The sequence below is a fragment of the Cellulosimicrobium sp. 22598 genome (genome assembly GCF_052044445.1).
GTDB classification, from domain to species: Bacteria; Actinomycetota; Actinomycetes; order Actinomycetales; family Cellulomonadaceae; genus Cellulosimicrobium; species Cellulosimicrobium cellulans_G.
Genome location: NZ_JBQEMZ010000005.1, coordinates 165,529 through 180,841 on the forward strand (window position 1 = coordinate 165,529; position 15,313 = coordinate 180,841).

The window sequence follows — 15,313 nt, forward strand, 5'->3', positions numbered from 1 at the left end:
TATCTCGCGGGACCGGGGCTCTACCTCGCGGGACCAGAGGTCTACCTCGCACGACCACGGTTCTGCCTCGCGCGGCCTGGTATCTCGGCCGGCCGGGGTTCTCCTCGACTGGGGCCGGGTGGGTCAGCAGCGGGCCAGGGCCCAGCGGAAGGCGTTCTGCAGGAGATAGGTGCTGTCGGGGCGGCGGAAGGGGCGGGCGGCGGCGAGGACGTCGGGGCGGAGCTCGGCGCGCAGGTCGTCCGACTCGCCGAACATGATCGCGGCGACGACCTCGTCCGCGTCCGCGAGCACCATCGGCGCGTCTGCCACGCCCTCGGCGAGGACGGTGAAGCCGTGCTCGGCCAGGAGCGCGCCGAGGTGGCCCTCCTCGCGGCTCTCGTCGCTCGGCTCGTGGTCCTCGCCGGCGACGGCCCGCTCGAGGACCGTGAGGTCGTTGCGGTCGTCCTCGGCCCAGGTCGCGACGGCGACCAGGTCGCCGACGCGCCGGCACTCGCTCAGCGTCCTGGCGACGTCGGTGAACGCGAGGGCGTTGACGAGCGTGACGAGGTCGAACGCGTCGTCGGGCCAGGGGAGGTGCTCGGCCTGGGCGACGCGCAGGTCGGCGCCGGGGCTGCGCCGGCGCGCGACGTCGATCATCCCGGCCGCGGCGTCGCAGCCGGCCGCGTCCGCGCCGCGGGCGAGGGCCAGGGCGACGAGCTCGCCGGTGCCGCACCCGACGTCGAGCACGCGCGAGCCGGGCCCGACGCCCGCGGCGTCGAGGATCGCCTGCTGGGCCGGGGCCGCGGCGGGCGCCCACCAGCGCGCCCAGGCGTCGGCCAGTGCCGACCACTCGTCGACGTGGTCCACGGTCCCCCTCCGTGCGGGCTCGTCGGTCGGACGGTCAGGTGGGTCAGACGTAGCGCTCGAGGATGCTCGACTCCGCGAGCCGCGACAGACCCTCGCGCACGGCGCGGGCGCGCTGCTCGCCGACCCCGTCGACGGTCATGAGGTCGTCGATGCTCGCGGCGAGGAGCTTCTGCAGCCCGCCGAAGTGGGCCACGAGGCGGTCGATGATCGTGGCCGGCAGGCGCGGCACCTTGGACAGCAGGCGGTACCCGTGCGGCGCGACCGCGGCGTCGAGCGCGTCGCCGCCGCCCGGCAGGTCGAGCACGCGGCCGATCTGGCCGAGGTCGAGCAGCTGCGTGGAGTCGAGGCCGCCCAGGGCCTTCTGCACGTCCGCGAGCGAGCGGTCCTTGCGGCCGAGGTCGACGTAGTCGCGGATGACGAACTCGCGGTCGGACCCGATGCCGCCGATGAGCTCGTCGAGCTGGAGCGCGAGGAGGCGACCGTCGGTGCCGAGCTCGATGACGTACCCGGCGATCTCCTCGGAGATGCGGGCGACCATCTCGAGGCGCTGCACGACCGCGCACACGTCGCGGACGGTGACGAGGTCCTCGATCTCGAGCGCGGAGAGCGTGCCGGACACCTCGTCGAGGCGCGCGCGGTACCGCTCGAGCGTCGCGAGGGCCTGGTTGGCGCGCGACAGGATCGTGTCGGAGTCCTCCAGGACGTGGCGCTGGCCGCCGACGTACAGGGCGACGATCCGCATCGACTGGCTCACCGAGATGACCGGGAAGCCGCTCTGCTTGGCGACGCGCTCGGCGGTGCGGTGCCGCGTCCCCGACTCGGTCGTCTCGATCGTCGGGTCGGGCAGGAGCTGCACGGCGGCGCGCAGGATGCGGTTGGCGTCGCGGTCGAGCACGACCGCGCCGTCCATCTTCGACAGCTCGCGCAGGCGCGTCGCCGAGAAGCCGACGTCGAGCTGGAAACCGCCCGAGCACATCTCCTCGACGACCTTGTCCAGGCCCAGCACGATGAGCGCGCCCGTCCGGCCGCGGAGGATGCGTTCGAGACCGTCACGGAGCTCGGTCCCGGGTGCCACGGCGGCAAGGGTCTCCCGGAGCATCTCGTCGGGGTGCGCGGGGGGATTGGCCACGAAGGAATCCTACGCTGTACGGCTCTGCCGGCCGCGGGGACCCGCGGCCTCGCGCCACAAAGAGGTCACGATCCGGTCTCGGGTCCACGGGGGTCACGTGCGCGCGAGCTCGACCGCCTCGCCGAGGTGGCGCGCGGGGAGGATCGTCATGCCCTCCACGGGGCGCGGGAACGACCCCCGCGGCACGACGGCGCGCGTGAAGCCGAGGCGCGCGGCCTCCGCCAGGCGTCGGTCGAGGCCCGTGACGGGACGGATGTCGCCCGCGAGGCCGACCTCCCCGAACGCGACGGTGCCCTGGGGCAGCGCCTCGTCCTCGCGCGCGGAGAGCACGGCGAGGGCGATCGTGAGGTCGGCGGCGGGCTCGGTCACCTTGGCGCCGCCCACGGTCGACGCGTAGACGTCCTGGTCGACGAGCCGCACGCCCGCGTGGCGGTGCATGACGGCGAGGATCATCGCGAGGCGGCTGGAGTCCACGCCGCTCGTGGTGCGGCGCGGGTTGGTCAGGGAGCTCGGCACGACGAGCGACTGGATCTCGAGCGCGAGCGGGCGCCGACCCTCCAGCGTCACGGTGACGCACGTGCCGGGGGACCCGGCTCCGGTGTGCGAGAGGAACAGCCCGCTCGGGTCGGCGAGACCGACGATGCCGTTCTCGGTGAGGTCGAAGCAGCCGACCTCGTCCGTCGGGCCGTAGCGGTTCTTGACGGCCCGGACGAGCCGCAGGCGCGAGTGCCGGTCGCCCTCGAACTGGCACACGACGTCGACCAGGTGCTCGAGCGTGCGCGGCCCGGCGACCGAGCCGTCCTTGGTGACGTGCCCGACGAGGATCACCGGGAGGTCGCGGGCCTTCGCCGCGGCGATGAGCGAGGCCGCGACCTCGCGGACCTGGCTCACGCCGCCGGGCGCGCCCTCGACCTGGGCGGACGCGATGGTCTGCACGGAGTCCACGACGAGCAGGTCGGGCTCGGTCGCCTCGATGTGACCGAGGACGGTCGCCAGGTCGGTCTCCGACGCGAGGAGGAGGCCCGGCGCGAGGGCGCCCACGCGCTCCGCGCGCAGCCGCACCTGCCCGGCGGACTCCTCGCCCGTGATGTAGAGGACGCGTCGCGGCGTCGGCGTCGGGCGCGCGGCGGCGGTGGCGCGCTCGCCGACCGGGCGCACCGTGGGCAGGTCCGACCCGCCGACGGCGACGTTGCTCGCGACGGCGAGCAGGAGCGTGGACTTGCCCACTCCCGGCTCCCCGGCGAGCAGCACGACCGCGCCCGGCACGATGCCGCCGCCGAGCACGCGGTCGAACTCCGAGACGCCCGTGGGCGTGGCGCGCGCCGCCTCGACGCTGATCTCCCCGATCGGCCGCGCGGGGGAGCGGGTCGGCGAGACCGGGGTGGTGCGCGGCCCGGAGGCCGCGGGGGCGTCCTCGGTCACCGTGCCCCACTCCTGGCACTCCCCGCAGCGGCCCACCCACTTGGCCGTGGTCCAGCCGCACTCGGAGCAGCGGTAGGCGGGGCGGGAGCGCTTGGCGGCCGCGGAGCGGGCCGCGGTGGTCGACGACGTCACGGGCCCAACCTAGCCACGGCCGCCGACACCGGCGCGACGCCGCGACGGGAACGCCTCCGCGCGGGATGCTGGGCGCATGCGCAGGCTCCCGCACGACAGCCCGTGGTGGACGCTCATCCTCACGGTCGCGTCCACCACGGCGTGCCTCACCGTCTACTACGGGGTGCCGCTGCCGACCGACGAGGCTCCCGAGGTCGTCCAGCTCGTGGTGTTCGCCGTCGGGCTGGTGCTGTTGTGCGCGCTCCTGGTGGTCCAGGTGCGCCGCCAGCTCCGCGCGTGGGGGACGCCGAGCGTCCGGGTCCAGTCGGTCATGGGGCTGCTCCTGCCGGTGGTCACGTTCTTCGCCCTCGCCTACTACCTCATGGCCGACCAGTTCGTCGGCATCGAGAACCGCACCGACGCGCTGTACTTCGCCGTGGTGACGCTCGGGACCGTCGGGTACGGCGACGTCCACCCGGTCGGCGAGGCGGCGAAGATCGTGGCGATGGTCCAGATCGTGCTCGACCTCGTCGTGGTCGGTGTGCTCGTCTCGATCGCCACGTCGCGCGCCCGCGCCCGGGCGGAGCACCGGCACGAGCACGAGCACGGGCCGCGCACCGAAAACCGGCCCGGCTGAGTTTCTTCCGCCGCGCGGCGGGCGCTGCCGGCCCCGACCCGTCCGTGCGCAGCATCCTGCGGTTCGGAGCGCTCGGCACGGGCGCGCTCGCGGTGCCGTCCGAGACCGCCCGGCAGCAGATGGCCGAAAACCATTGCGATCACATTTCTGTATGTGGCAGGGTCGGCACCGGACGACCGGCTCGACGACGAGAGGTGCACGCCCGTGACGACGCGAGCGCGACGACGGCCCGCACGCGACACCCCTGAGGTGCGCGCCGCCGTCGGCCCGCCCGGCAGGGCTGCCATCCCGCGCACGACGACGGTGCCGTGACGACGGCGGTGACGCGTCCGACCCCCGCCCGCGGGGGCGTCACCGCCCGTCAGCCGGGCACACGGCCGACCTGCCCGCCGGCACGGGCTCCACGACCGTGCGCCCCGGGGGCCGAGGGAACTCCCGGGGTGCACGACCTCCACGCAGAACCTCTGGCCCGCTCCGTGCAGGTACGAGAGCGGCCCGACCGTCAGGAGAGCAGCCCATGACCGACAGACCGACCACCCGACCGTCGCGTGGGCGCAGCCCCGCCCGCGGCGCGCTCGCGAGCGTGCTCAGCGCCGGCCTGGCGCTCACCGGGCTCGCGGCCACCGCGGCTCCGGCCGCCGCCGCGGAGCCGTACACGTTCACGAGCACCGAGAACCCGATCCTCGGCGACGGCAGCTACTACTCGGCCGACCCGGCGCCGCTCGTCGTCCCCGCGGGCGCGCCCGGCAACGAGACGGGCGAGGACGAGCTCTACGTCTACACGGGCCACGACGAGGCCGGCCCGACGCGCAACGACTTCGTCATGAACGAGTGGGGTGCGTTCGTGACGAGCGACGTCGACGCGGGGGAGTGGACGCACCACCCGTCGCTCATGCGGCCCGAGGACGTGTTCGACTGGGCGACGCCGGGCCGCGCGTACGCGGGGCAGGTCGTCCAGGGCGTCGACGGGCGCTACTACTGGTACGTCCCCGTGAACGAGGCGGACAGCCCGGCGAGCGACGCGTTCGGCATCGGCGTCGCGGTGTCCGACACCCCGACGGGCCCGTGGACCGACCACGTCGGCGGGCCGATCATCTCGCAGCGCGTCCCGACCCCGAACACGATCCACAACATCGACCCCACGATCCTGGTCGACGGCGAGGGCGACGACGCCCGCGTCTACGTCTGGTGGGGCAGCTTCTCCAACCTGCGCATGCTCGAGCTCGCGCAGGACATGAAGACGCCCGTCGGTCAGGTCCGCACGGTCACCGGGCTCACCGGGTTCTTCGAGGCCGCGTGGGCGTTCGAGCGGAACGGCACCTACTACATGGCGTACGCGGGGAACAACGCCGGGCCGACGTTGTCGTGCACCCCGGCGAACTACCACGCGTGCATCGCGTACGGGACGGCGACCTCGCCCGAGGGGCCGTGGACCTACCGCGGCACGGTCCTCGCCCCGGTCTCGTCGACGACGAGCCACCCGGGCATCCTCGAGTTCGACGGCGAGTGGTGGATCGCCTACCACACGGCCGACGCCGAGGGCGGGAACCACTTCCGGCGCTCGGTCGCGATCGACCGCGTCGAGTGGGACGACACGCAGTCGCCGCCCCGCATGAAGCAGGTCGTCACGACGCCCGCGAAGGTCAAGGACACGACGCCGCGCGCGAACGTCGCGCAGGAGGCGACGGTCACCGTCTCCAACGAGCCCGTCCCGACCCAGTACTGGACGAAGGCGCTCAACGACGAGATCGTGCGGCCCAACCCCTTGCCCCCGGACATGTGGGGCACGTGGACCGGGAACAACCCGCCGCAGCAGTGGGTGCAGTACACGTGGGACCAGCCGATGCGTCTCGCCGGGTCGCAGATCGAGTTCTGGAACGACCAGCCGCAGGGCACGGGCGTCGGCGTCGCCGCCCCGGCGTCGTGGCGCATCCAGTACTGGGACGCCTCCGACGGCGGGGCGTGGGTCGACGTGGCGAACCCCAGCGCCTACGGCACCGGGACGAGCGGGTTCCAGACCACGACGTTCGACCCCGTGACGACGACGCAGGTGCGCGCGGTCTTCGACGCCTCGACCAACGGCAGCACGTACTCCGCCGTCGCCGTCGAGGAGTGGAAGGTCCTGGCCGAGCAGCCCGCCGCCGTCGAGCCGACGGGCGTGACGGTCGAGGTCGGGGAGACCGACCTGCCGGGCACGGTGCCGGTGACGTTCCCCGGCGGGGAGACGCTCCAGGTCCCCGCCTTCTGGGACGAGGTCGCCGCGGACGACGTCGCCGCCCCCGGCACGTTCGACGTCGAGGGGTCCGTGCTCGGCTACGCGGGCGGTCGCGTGCGCACCGAGGTCACGGTGGTCCCCGCCGAGCCGGCCGAGGGTGACGAGACCGCTCCGACGCTGACGCTCACGCCGCTGGGCAGCGCCGGCAGCGACGGGTGGTTCCGCTCCGACGTCCGCGTCCGGGTCGACGGCGCCGACGACTCCGGCGGGCGCGTGGTCCTCACGACGACCGTGGACGACGGTGCGCCCGTCACCACGGAGCCGACCCGGTCGACCGAGGTCGCGGTCGTGGGCGACGGCGAGCACCGGGTCGTCGCGACGGCCGCGGACCGCGCGGGCAACGTCTCGCCGGAGGCGGCCCTCGACGTCCGGATCGACCGCGTGGCGCCGGTCAGCACGGGCGTCCTCGACCCGGCGGCGCGCACGGTGACGGTCACCGCGACCGACGCGACCTCCGGGGTCGCGCGCGTCGAGTACGCGATCGGGACCGGCGCGTGGCAGCCGTACGGCGGTCCCGTGGCCGCCCCGGACGCGAACCAGCACCGGGTGTCGTTCCGCGCGGTCGACGCCGCGGGCAACGCCGAGACGCCGAAGGCCGTGACGGTCCCCGCGGACGTCTCCGGACCGCTCACGGGCAACGTCGCGCCGATCGCCACGGCGAGCGCGTCGTACACCTCCGGGTGGAACAGCGTCGGCGCGCTCAACGACGGCGCCGACCCGGCGAACCCGAGCCAGGCCCAGATCTGGGGCACGTGGTCCGGGACGCGGCCGGCGACGCAGTGGGTCCGGTACGACTGGTCGCGCCCGATCCGCCTCACGGGCGCGGAGCTGAAGTTCTGGCGGGACTCGGACCCGGGGAGCGGGGACGGCGTCGTCCGCCCCGACTCCTGGGTGCTGGAGTACTGGGACGACGCGGCGCAGGCCTGGGCCCCCGTGGCGAACCCGTCCGGGTACGGCACGAGCACGACCGCCTTCAACACCGTGACGTTCGACCCGGTCACCACGTCGCGCCTCCGGGCGACCTTCGCGGCGAACGGCAACGGGACGACGTACTCGGCGGTCGCCGTCACCGAGTGGCGCGCGTTCGCGGACGACCCGGGCACGGGCGGCCCCGAGCCCGAGCTCCCGGTGACGGTCACCGCGCAGGCGCGCTGCCTCGCCGGCAGGGCCTACGTCGCCGTGGTCGCCACCCACGACCACGACGCGCCCGTCGACGTCGTCGTCGAGACGCCGTACGGGACGCGGTCGTTCCCGGCGGTGGAGCCGGGCAAGAGCGCCTACCAGTCGTTCGCCGTCCGCGCGACGACCGTCGAGGCGGGCGCCGTGGTCGTGCGCGCGACCGGCACGGTCGACGGCACGGAGGTGACGACGGAGACCGGGGCCGAGTACGCCGCCCTGGGCTGCGGGTGACGATCCCGACCCCGCCCGGGTCATGACGGGCGGGTGAACCCGTCCGCGCGTGCCCGACACCCCGCGTCAGCGCGAGGGGTCGGGCACGCGCGCGTCCTACTCTTGGCCGCAGGGGCCCCGGCCGAGCGGACCGGGCCGCGAGGACCGAGAGCAGCGGAGGTAGGCGCGATGAGCCAGTCGCCCGGCGGGAGCCCGACGGGACGAGCGCCCGCACCCGCGCGACCGGGGCAGGGCCCCGCGCGACCGGGGCAGGGCGCGGCCGCGCGCCGCCCGGGCGACGCGGTGGGCGCGAGCGACCGCCGCCACTCGCGGCCCTCCTCGGCGGCCGTCTACCGCCGCCGACGGCTCGTCGTGCTCGTCGGCCTGGTGCTCGTCGTCGGTCTCGTGGTCGCGCTGCTCGCCTGGGGCTGGCCGGGGTTCGCCCGGGCCGACGCGGAGCCCGCGCCCACGGTGACCGTGACGGCTGACCCGCCGACCCCGACGCTCGAGCCCGTCGCGCGCACGGGGACCTCCGCGTTCGCCCAGGCGCTCCCGGACACGGTGCTCGACCTGGTGCTGCGCAGCGACGCGGCGACGGACGCGTGGTCCACGGCGCGGGCCCTCGAGGCGTACGAGCTCGTGTACGCGGACGGCGAGGGCGACGACGCCACGACGGTCACGGTGGTCGCCGGGCAGTGGCCGACCGTCGCGGAGGCGGAGACCGCGGCGAGCGACCTCGTCGCAACGGCCGGCGAGCCGACGGACACGGGCGACGTCGAGGTCGCGGGCGAGGTCGCCGGCACGTACGCGGTGACGCCCGCCGCCGACGGGCAGGCGACCGTCACCTGGACCAACGGCACCGCCGTCCTCCAGGCCACCGGGCCCGCCGACGTCGTCACCGAGGTGTACTCCGCCTATCCGCTGTGACCCCGCTCTGACCCCGACCCGACGCGGTCCGGACGCCGTCCGAAGCCCTGCGGGCGCCCTCCCCCCGGGGCGTACGGCGCGCGGCGGTCGCCCCGCGGTCCCGCGCACCCGCCGGGTGCGCAAGAATGCCCTCACCGACCACCGGGAGCTGATCGCCCATGACCGACCGTCCGACCCCGTCCGTCCCTGAGCGACCGCTCGCCGTCCTCGGCACGGGCGTCATGGGCGAGACCGTCCTCGCGGGCGCGCTCGCGTCGGGCTGGGACCCCGCCGACGTCGTCGCGACGGTGCGCAGGCCGGAGCGGGCCGAGGAGCTCGCGGCGCGCCACGGGGTCCGGACGACCCAGGACAACGTCGAGGCCGTGCGCGGCGCCGGCGTGGTGGTCGTCGCGGTCAAGCCGAAGGACGTCGCCGCGCTGCTCGACGAGGTCCACGACGCCGTCGGCGCCGGGGCCGTCGTGGTGAGCGTCGTCGTCGGGCTGCCCACGTCCTTCTACGAGGACCGGCTCCCGGCGGGCACCGCCGTCGTGCGGGTCATGCCGAACACGCCGTCGGTCGTGGGCGCCGGGGTGAGCGCCGTGAGCGGCGGCGCCGCCGCGGACGACGACGACGTCGCGCTCGTCGAGCGCCTGCTGTCCGCGACGGGGCTCGTCGTGCGCGTCGCGGAGAAGGACCAGGACGCGGTCGGGGCGCTGTCGGGCTCCGGCCCGGCCTACGTCTTCTACGTGATCGACGCGCTCGCCGAGGCAGGGGTCCTGCTGGGCCTGACGCGCGCCACGGCGCTCGAGCTCGCGACCGCCACGGTGCACGGCGCCGCGACGATGCTGCGCGAGACCGGCGAGCACCCGGCGATCGCGCGCGAGAAGGTCTCCTCGCCCGGCGGGACGACCGTCGCCGCGCTGCGACGCCTCGACGCGGGCGGGGTGCGCGCCGCGTTCCTCGACGCTCTCGAGGCCGCGCGCGACCGGTCGGCCGAGCTCGCCGCAGCGCTCGCGGCCGCGCCCGCGCCGCGCCGCGACCCAGAGAGGGCCGGGTCGTGAGCGACGGGCCGTCGCCGCGCACCCGCCCGCCCGCGATGTCCGACGTCGCGCGGCTCGCGGGCGTGTCGCACCAGACGGTCTCGCGCGTGCTCAACGACCACCCCAGCGTGCGGCCGGAGACGCGCGACCGGGTCCTCGACGCGATCGCGACGCTCGGCTACCGCCGCAACAGCGCGGCCCGCGCGCTCGTCACGATGCGCTCGGGGACGATCGGCGTCGTGACGACGGGCTCCGCGCTGTACGGGCCGACGTCGACGCTCATCGCGGTCGAGGAGGCGGCGCGCGAGCAGGGGTACTTCGTGAGCGTCGCGACGATCCGGCGCTACGACGCTGACACGATGCACCGCGTGCTCGAGCACTTCATGGACCAGGGCGTCGAGGGCATCGTCGTCATCGCGCCGCAGACCGACGTCGCGGCGGCGGTCGACTCGTTCCGCGCCCCCGTGCCGGTCATCATGATCGCGGCGCGCGACCGCCCGGGCGAGGGCGAGGCCGCCGAGGTCGTGCGCCCGAGCGCCGGGGCGCTCGGCGCGCCGGGCGCGATCCTGTCCATCGCGGTCGACCAGCGGCTCGGCGCGCGGCTGGCCACCGAGCACCTGCTCGGCCTCGGGCACCGCACGGTGCTGCACCTGTCCGGCCCGCTCGACTGGTTCGACGCGCGCGAGCGCGAGACGGGCTGGCGCGCGGCGCTGGAGCAGCACGGCGCGCCCGTGCCCGAGCCGGTGCGCGGCGACTGGTCCTCCGACCGCGGCTACGCCGTCGGGAAGGAGCTCGCGGACGCGGTCCGCGCGGGCGACGGGCCGACCGCGGTCTTCGCCGGCAACGACCAGCTCGCGCTCGGCCTGCTCCGGGCGTTCTGGGAGCAGGGCGTTCGGGTGCCGAGCGACGTCTCGGTCGTCGGGTTCGACGACGTCGCGGGCGCGGGGCACTTCATCCCGCCGCTGACGACGGTGCGCCAGCCGTTCGGCTCGCTCGGGCGCCGGTGCATGGGGATGATGATCGACGCCCTGTCCGGCGCGACCGTCCGGCCCGTCTCCATCCCGCCCGAGCTCATGGTCCGCGAGAGCACGGCGACGCCGCGCGGCTGACGTCGCGCGCTCCGACCGCGAGGCATCTGCGAGCACCCGCTCCGGGGGAGTTGGCCTCACTGGTTGTGAGCGCTAACATTCGAGAAGACACACGACCGAGCGCGACGCCGCGACGAGGAGAAGCAGCAATGGTGCAGCAGGACGAGGCCGGTCGCCGTCGGGCGGCCGTCGTGGCAGGGGAGACCGCGCTCGGGATCGAGCTCGGGTCGACGCGGATCAAGGCGTGCCTCGTGGACGGCGACGGCACGCCGCTCGCGAGCGGCAGCCACGCGTGGGAGAACAGGTTCGAGGACGGCACGTGGACGTACTCGCTCGACGCCGTCGAGGCCGGGCTGCGCGACTGCTACGCGCGCCTCGTGGACGACGTCGAGTCGCGGTACGGCGTGCGGCCCACGACCTACGGCGCGCTCGGCGTGTCCGCGATGATGCACGGCTACCTCGCGTTCGACGCGGACGGGGAGCTGCTCGTCCCGTTCCGCACGTGGCGCAACACGTCGACCGGGCCGGCCGCCGCCGAGCTCACGGAGCTGCTCGGGTACAACGTCCCGCTGCGCTGGTCGGTCGCGCACTGGTACCAGGCGATCCTCGACGCCGAGCCGCACGCGGCCCACGTCGCGTCGCTCACGACGCTCGCCGGGTACGTCCACCGGCGGCTCACGGGCCGCCACGTGCTCGGCGTGGGCGACGCGTCCGGCATGTTCCCCGTCGACCCGGCGACGCGCGACTACGACCAGGCGCTCCTCGCGCTCGTCGACGAGCGTGCCGCGACGCACCGCGCAGGCCCGAAGCTCGCGGAGCTCCTGCCCGAGGTCCTCGTGGCCGGCGACGACGCGGGCCGGCTCACGGCCGAGGGCGCGGCCTGGCTCGACCCGTCGGGCGCGCTCGCCCCCGGGGTGCTGCTGTGCCCGCCCGAGGGCGACGCGGGCACGGGCATGGTCGCCACCAACGCCGTCGCACCGCGCACCGGCAACGTCAGCGCGGGCACGAGCATCTTCGCGATGGTCGTGCTCGAGCGCCCGCTCGGCGGCGTGCACCACGAGCTCGACCTCGTCACGACGCCCGCGGGCGACCTCGTCGCGATGGTCCACTGCAACAACGGCGCGAGCGAGCTCGACGCGTGGGCGGGCCTGCTCGGCGAGCTGGCCGCGGCCGTCGGCAGCGACGCGGGACCGGACGACGTGTTCGGCGCCCTCTTCCGCGCCGCGCTGGACGGCGACGCGGACGGCGGCGGGCTGCTGGCCTACAACTACCTCGCGGGCGAGCCGATCACGGGCCTCGCGGAGGGGCGGCCGCTCGTCGTGCGCACGCCCGGGAGCCGGCTCACGCTCGCCAACTTCGCGCGCACGCAGGTCTACGGCGCGTTCGGGACGCTCGCGCTCGGCATGCGGGTCCTCGCGGCGGAGGGCGTCGCGATCGACGGGATGCTCGCGCACGGCGGCATGTTCCGCACGGCCGGCGTCGCCCAGCGCATGCTCGCCGCGGCGATCGACGCGCCGGTGAGCGTCGGGCGCACGGCGGGCGAGGGCGGCGCGTGGGGCATCGCGGTGCTCGCCGGGTTCGCACGCGACCGGGCGTCGGGCACCGCGTCCGGGTCTGCGGACGGCGTCGCCGGCCACGACCTCGGCGCGTACCTGCGCGACCACGTGTTCGCGTCCGCCCAGATCGAGACCGTCGCGCCCGACCCGGCCGACGTCGCCGGGTTCGCGGCCTACCTCGACCGCTACGCCGCGGGGCTCGCCGTCGAGCGCGCCGCCGTGGCGGCACTGCCTGCCCGCACCGAAGGAGAGGACCCCGCATGACCACGCCCACCCCGGCCGCGGACGTCACGGCACCCGCTGAGCCCGCGGTGCCCGCCGTGCCTGCGCACCTGCGCGAGGCCGTCGACGCCGCCAAGGAGCGCGTCGCGGCGCTGCACGCCGAGCTCCCGCGGTGGGAGCTCGTCGTCTGGACCGCGGGCAACGTCTCCGAGCGGGTCCGCGACACCACGCGTCCCGACGGCTCGGGCGACCTGCTCGTCATCAAGCCGTCCGGCGTCGCGTACGACGACATCACCCCCGAGGCGATGGTCGTGTGCGACCTCGACGCGGCCCTCGTCGAGGGTGACAGGTCGCCGTCGTCCGACACGGCGGCGCACGCCTACGTGTACCGGCACCTGCCGGAGGTGGGCGGGGTCGTGCACACCCACTCGACGTACGCGACCGCCTGGGCCGCGCGCGGTGAGCCCGTCCCGTGCGTCCTGACGATGATGGCCGACGAGTTCGGCGGCGACATCCCCGTGGGGCCGTTCGCGCTGATCGGCGACGACTCGATCGGGCGCGGCATCGTCGAGACCCTGCGCGACTCCCGCAGCCCCGCGGTCCTCATGCGCAACCACGGCCCGTTCACGATCGGCACGGACGCGCGCGCGGCGGTCAAGGCGGCCGTCATGTGCGAGGAGGTCGCCCGGACCGCGCACGTCAGCCGGCAGCTCGGCGAGCCCACGCGCATCGCGCAGGACGACGTCGACTCGCTCTACGCGCGCTACCAGCACGTCTACGGGCAGCAGCCCGCGCCCGGCCCGCGCTGACCACGGGTCGGCGCCGGGCCCCGGCCGTCCCGACACACCCGGCACCCGCGGCGCGACGCGCACCCGGCGCGCGGACGACGACCCAGCACGACGCAGGACGACAGCAGCACGACACAGCACGACCACCCGGGACGGGACCGCAGCGGTGCGGCGCCCGCCTCACGACACGAGAGATGTGGACCGACATGAGCAAGCCCTACGCGGACCGCGAGATCTGGTTCCTCACCGGGAGCCAGGACCTGTACGGAGAGGAGACGCTGCGGCAGGTCGCCGAGCAGTCCCAGGAGGTCGCGCGCGCCCTCGACGCGTCGCCGGACGTCCCGGCGACCGTGGTCTGGAAGCCCGTGCTCAAGGACGCCGGCTCGATCCGGCGCGCGATGCTCGACGCCAACGCGGACGACCGCGTCCTGGGCGTCGTGACGTGGATGCACACGTTCAGCCCCGCGAAGATGTGGATCGGGGGCCTCGACCAGCTCCGCAAGCCGCTCCTGCACCTGCACACGCAGGCGAACGTCGAGCTGCCGTGGGACACGATCGACTTCGACTTCATGAACCTCAACCAGGCCGCGCACGGCGACCGCGAGTACGCGTACGTCGCGACGCGGCTCGGGGTGGCCCGCACGACGGTCGTCGGGCACGTCTCGAACCCGGCCGTCACCGCGCGCGTCGGCTCGTGGGTGCGCGGAGCCGCCGGATGGGCGGCGACGCACGAGCTGCGCCTCGCCCGCTTCGGCGACAACATGCGCAACGTCGCGGTGACCGAGGGCGACAAGACCGAGGCCGAGCTCCGGTTCGGTGTGAGCGTGAACACGTGGGGCGTGAACGACCTCGTGCGCGCGGTCGAGGAGGTCTCCGAGGCCGACGTCGACGCGCTCGTCGCCGAGTACGAGGACCTCTACGACGTGGTCCCCGAGCTGCGCAAGGACGGCGACCGGCACGCCTCGCTGCGGTACGCGGCCCGGCAGGAGATCGCGCTCGAGACGTTCCTCGAGTCGGTCGGCGCCAAGGCGTTCACGACGAACTTCGAGGACCTGGGCGACCTGCGCCAGCTCCCCGGCATCGCCGTCCAGCGCCTCATGGCCAAGGGCTACGGGTTCGGCGCCGAGGGCGACTGGAAGACCGCCGTGCTCGTGCGCGCCGCGAAGGTCATGGGCGAAGGCCTGCCCGGCGGGGCGTCGCTCATGGAGGACTACACGTACGACCTCACGCCCGGCAGCGAGAAGATCCTCGGCGCGCACATGCTCGAGATCTGCCCGTCGCTCACGACCTCGAAGCCCCGGGTCGAGATCCACCCGCTCGGCATCGGCGGCAAGGAGGACCCGGTCCGCATGGTGTTCGACGCCGACCCGGGCGTCGGCGTCGTCGTGTCCCTCGCGGACATGCGCGACCGGTTCCGCCTGACCGCCAACGTGGTCGACGTCGTGGCGCCCTCGGCGCCGCTGCCGCACCTGCCCGTGGCGCGGGCGGTGTGGGAGCCGCGCCCCGACTTCGCGACCTCCGCCGAGGCGTGGCTCACCGCGGGCGGCGCGCACCACACGGTGCTCTCCACCGCGGCCGGCATCGACGCGTTCGAGGTCTTCGCGGACATCGCCCGCACCGAGCTCCTGGTCATCGACGAGGCCACGACGCGCCGAGGCTTCCGCGACCAGGTCCGGTGGAACCAGGTGTTCTACCGCGTCGCGCAGGGCCTCTGAGCCCGTCCCGCCCTGACGCCGAGAGAGCGATCCCGGCCGAGACAGCGGCCTGCGGCACCAGTTCGCGCGCCGTCGCGGCCGTGCGTCGCTCTCTCGGCGCCGTGGGGTCTCTTGGTCGGTGCGGTCGTGACCGAACCGTGACGGGGGGTCGCTTCCCCTCGGCGCGTGTGAGCGCTAACATCGTCTCTC

The 15,313-nt window shown here is 75.0% G+C and carries 11 protein-coding genes; 8 read left to right on the forward strand and 3 right to left on the reverse strand.

Annotated elements, in window-relative coordinates; genetic code table 11:
• Positions 1 to 123: 123 nt before the first annotated feature.
• From ACTJIY_RS07480 to ACTJIY_RS07490, 3 genes are all read right to left on the reverse strand, one after another.
• Positions 124 to 846: a class I SAM-dependent methyltransferase gene (locus ACTJIY_RS07480; RefSeq protein ID WP_440674711.1), complete on the reverse strand. Its 723-nt coding sequence runs from the start codon at positions 844 to 846 to the stop codon at positions 124 to 126.
• A gap of 43 nt (positions 847 to 889) precedes the next feature.
• Entirely contained in the window at positions 890 to 1,945 is a 1,056-nt protein-coding gene (gene disA / locus ACTJIY_RS07485) for a DNA integrity scanning diadenylate cyclase DisA (RefSeq protein ID WP_155098121.1), read from the reverse strand.
• Between the two features lie 123 nt (positions 1,946 to 2,068).
• A complete protein-coding gene (locus ACTJIY_RS07490; RefSeq protein WP_440674712.1) occupies positions 2,069 to 3,529 on the reverse strand; it encodes a DNA repair protein RadA in 1,461 nt (486 codons plus the stop codon).
• Positions 3,530 to 3,605: 76 nt separating this feature from the next.
• Here ACTJIY_RS07490 and ACTJIY_RS07495 point away from each other — a divergent pair, with 76 nt between their 5' ends.
• The 8 genes from ACTJIY_RS07495 (at position 3,606) to araA (ending at position 15,124) form a co-directional block, all read left to right on the forward strand.
• On the forward strand, positions 3,606 to 4,145 hold the full coding sequence (locus ACTJIY_RS07495; protein WP_253055021.1) for a potassium channel family protein: 540 nt from the start codon (positions 3,606 to 3,608) through the stop codon (positions 4,143 to 4,145).
• Between the two features lie 517 nt (positions 4,146 to 4,662).
• A complete protein-coding gene (locus ACTJIY_RS07500) occupies positions 4,663 to 7,830 on the forward strand; it encodes a family 43 glycosylhydrolase (RefSeq protein WP_440674713.1) in 3,168 nt (1,055 codons plus the stop codon).
• A gap of 168 nt (positions 7,831 to 7,998) precedes the next feature.
• Positions 7,999 to 8,736 (forward strand): hypothetical protein, encoded by a 738-nt coding sequence (locus ACTJIY_RS07505; protein ID WP_253055023.1) that lies wholly within the window; start codon positions 7,999 to 8,001, stop codon positions 8,734 to 8,736.
• A 158-nt stretch (positions 8,737 to 8,894) separates the two neighbouring features.
• Entirely contained in the window at positions 8,895 to 9,776 is an 882-nt protein-coding gene (gene proC, locus ACTJIY_RS07510; protein WP_253055024.1) for a pyrroline-5-carboxylate reductase, read from the forward strand.
• Positions 9,777 to 9,811: 35 nt separating this feature from the next.
• Entirely contained in the window at positions 9,812 to 10,864 is a 1,053-nt protein-coding gene (locus ACTJIY_RS07515; protein WP_253055130.1) for a LacI family DNA-binding transcriptional regulator, read from the forward strand.
• Between the two features lie 128 nt (positions 10,865 to 10,992).
• Positions 10,993 to 12,663: a xylulokinase gene (locus tag ACTJIY_RS07520; RefSeq protein WP_440674714.1), complete on the forward strand. Its 1,671-nt coding sequence runs from the start codon at positions 10,993 to 10,995 to the stop codon at positions 12,661 to 12,663.
• A complete protein-coding gene (locus ACTJIY_RS07525) occupies positions 12,660 to 13,430 on the forward strand; it encodes an L-ribulose-5-phosphate 4-epimerase (protein ID WP_440674715.1) in 771 nt (256 codons plus the stop codon). Before ACTJIY_RS07520 ends, ACTJIY_RS07525 begins: the two co-directional genes overlap by 4 nt.
• A 185-nt stretch (positions 13,431 to 13,615) precedes the next feature.
• Positions 13,616 to 15,124, forward strand: a complete 1,509-nt coding sequence (gene araA / locus ACTJIY_RS07530; RefSeq protein ID WP_253055027.1) for an L-arabinose isomerase — start codon at positions 13,616 to 13,618, stop codon at positions 15,122 to 15,124.
• Positions 15,125 to 15,313 lie beyond the last annotated feature (189 nt).

Bases quoted from the DNA above. Each gene is read 5' to 3' on its own strand.
- disA (WP_155098121.1), bottom strand. From the start codon at position 1,945: ATGCTCCGGGAGACCCTTGCCGCCGTGGCACCCGGGACCGAGCTCCGT.
- ACTJIY_RS07495 (WP_253055021.1), top strand. From the start codon at position 3,606: ATGCGCAGGCTCCCGCACGACAGCCCGTGGTGGACGCTCATCCTCACG.
- ACTJIY_RS07500 (WP_440674713.1), top strand. From the start codon at position 4,663: ATGACCGACAGACCGACCACCCGACCGTCGCGTGGGCGCAGCCCCGCC.
- ACTJIY_RS07505 (WP_253055023.1), top strand. From the start codon at position 7,999: ATGAGCCAGTCGCCCGGCGGGAGCCCGACGGGACGAGCGCCCGCACCC.
- proC (WP_253055024.1), top strand. From the start codon at position 8,895: ATGACCGACCGTCCGACCCCGTCCGTCCCTGAGCGACCGCTCGCCGTC.
- ACTJIY_RS07515 (WP_253055130.1), top strand. From the start codon at position 9,812: ATGTCCGACGTCGCGCGGCTCGCGGGCGTGTCGCACCAGACGGTCTCG.
- ACTJIY_RS07520 (WP_440674714.1), top strand. From the start codon at position 10,993: ATGGTGCAGCAGGACGAGGCCGGTCGCCGTCGGGCGGCCGTCGTGGCA.
- ACTJIY_RS07525 (WP_440674715.1), top strand. From the start codon at position 12,660: ATGACCACGCCCACCCCGGCCGCGGACGTCACGGCACCCGCTGAGCCC.
- araA (WP_253055027.1), top strand. From the start codon at position 13,616: ATGAGCAAGCCCTACGCGGACCGCGAGATCTGGTTCCTCACCGGGAGC.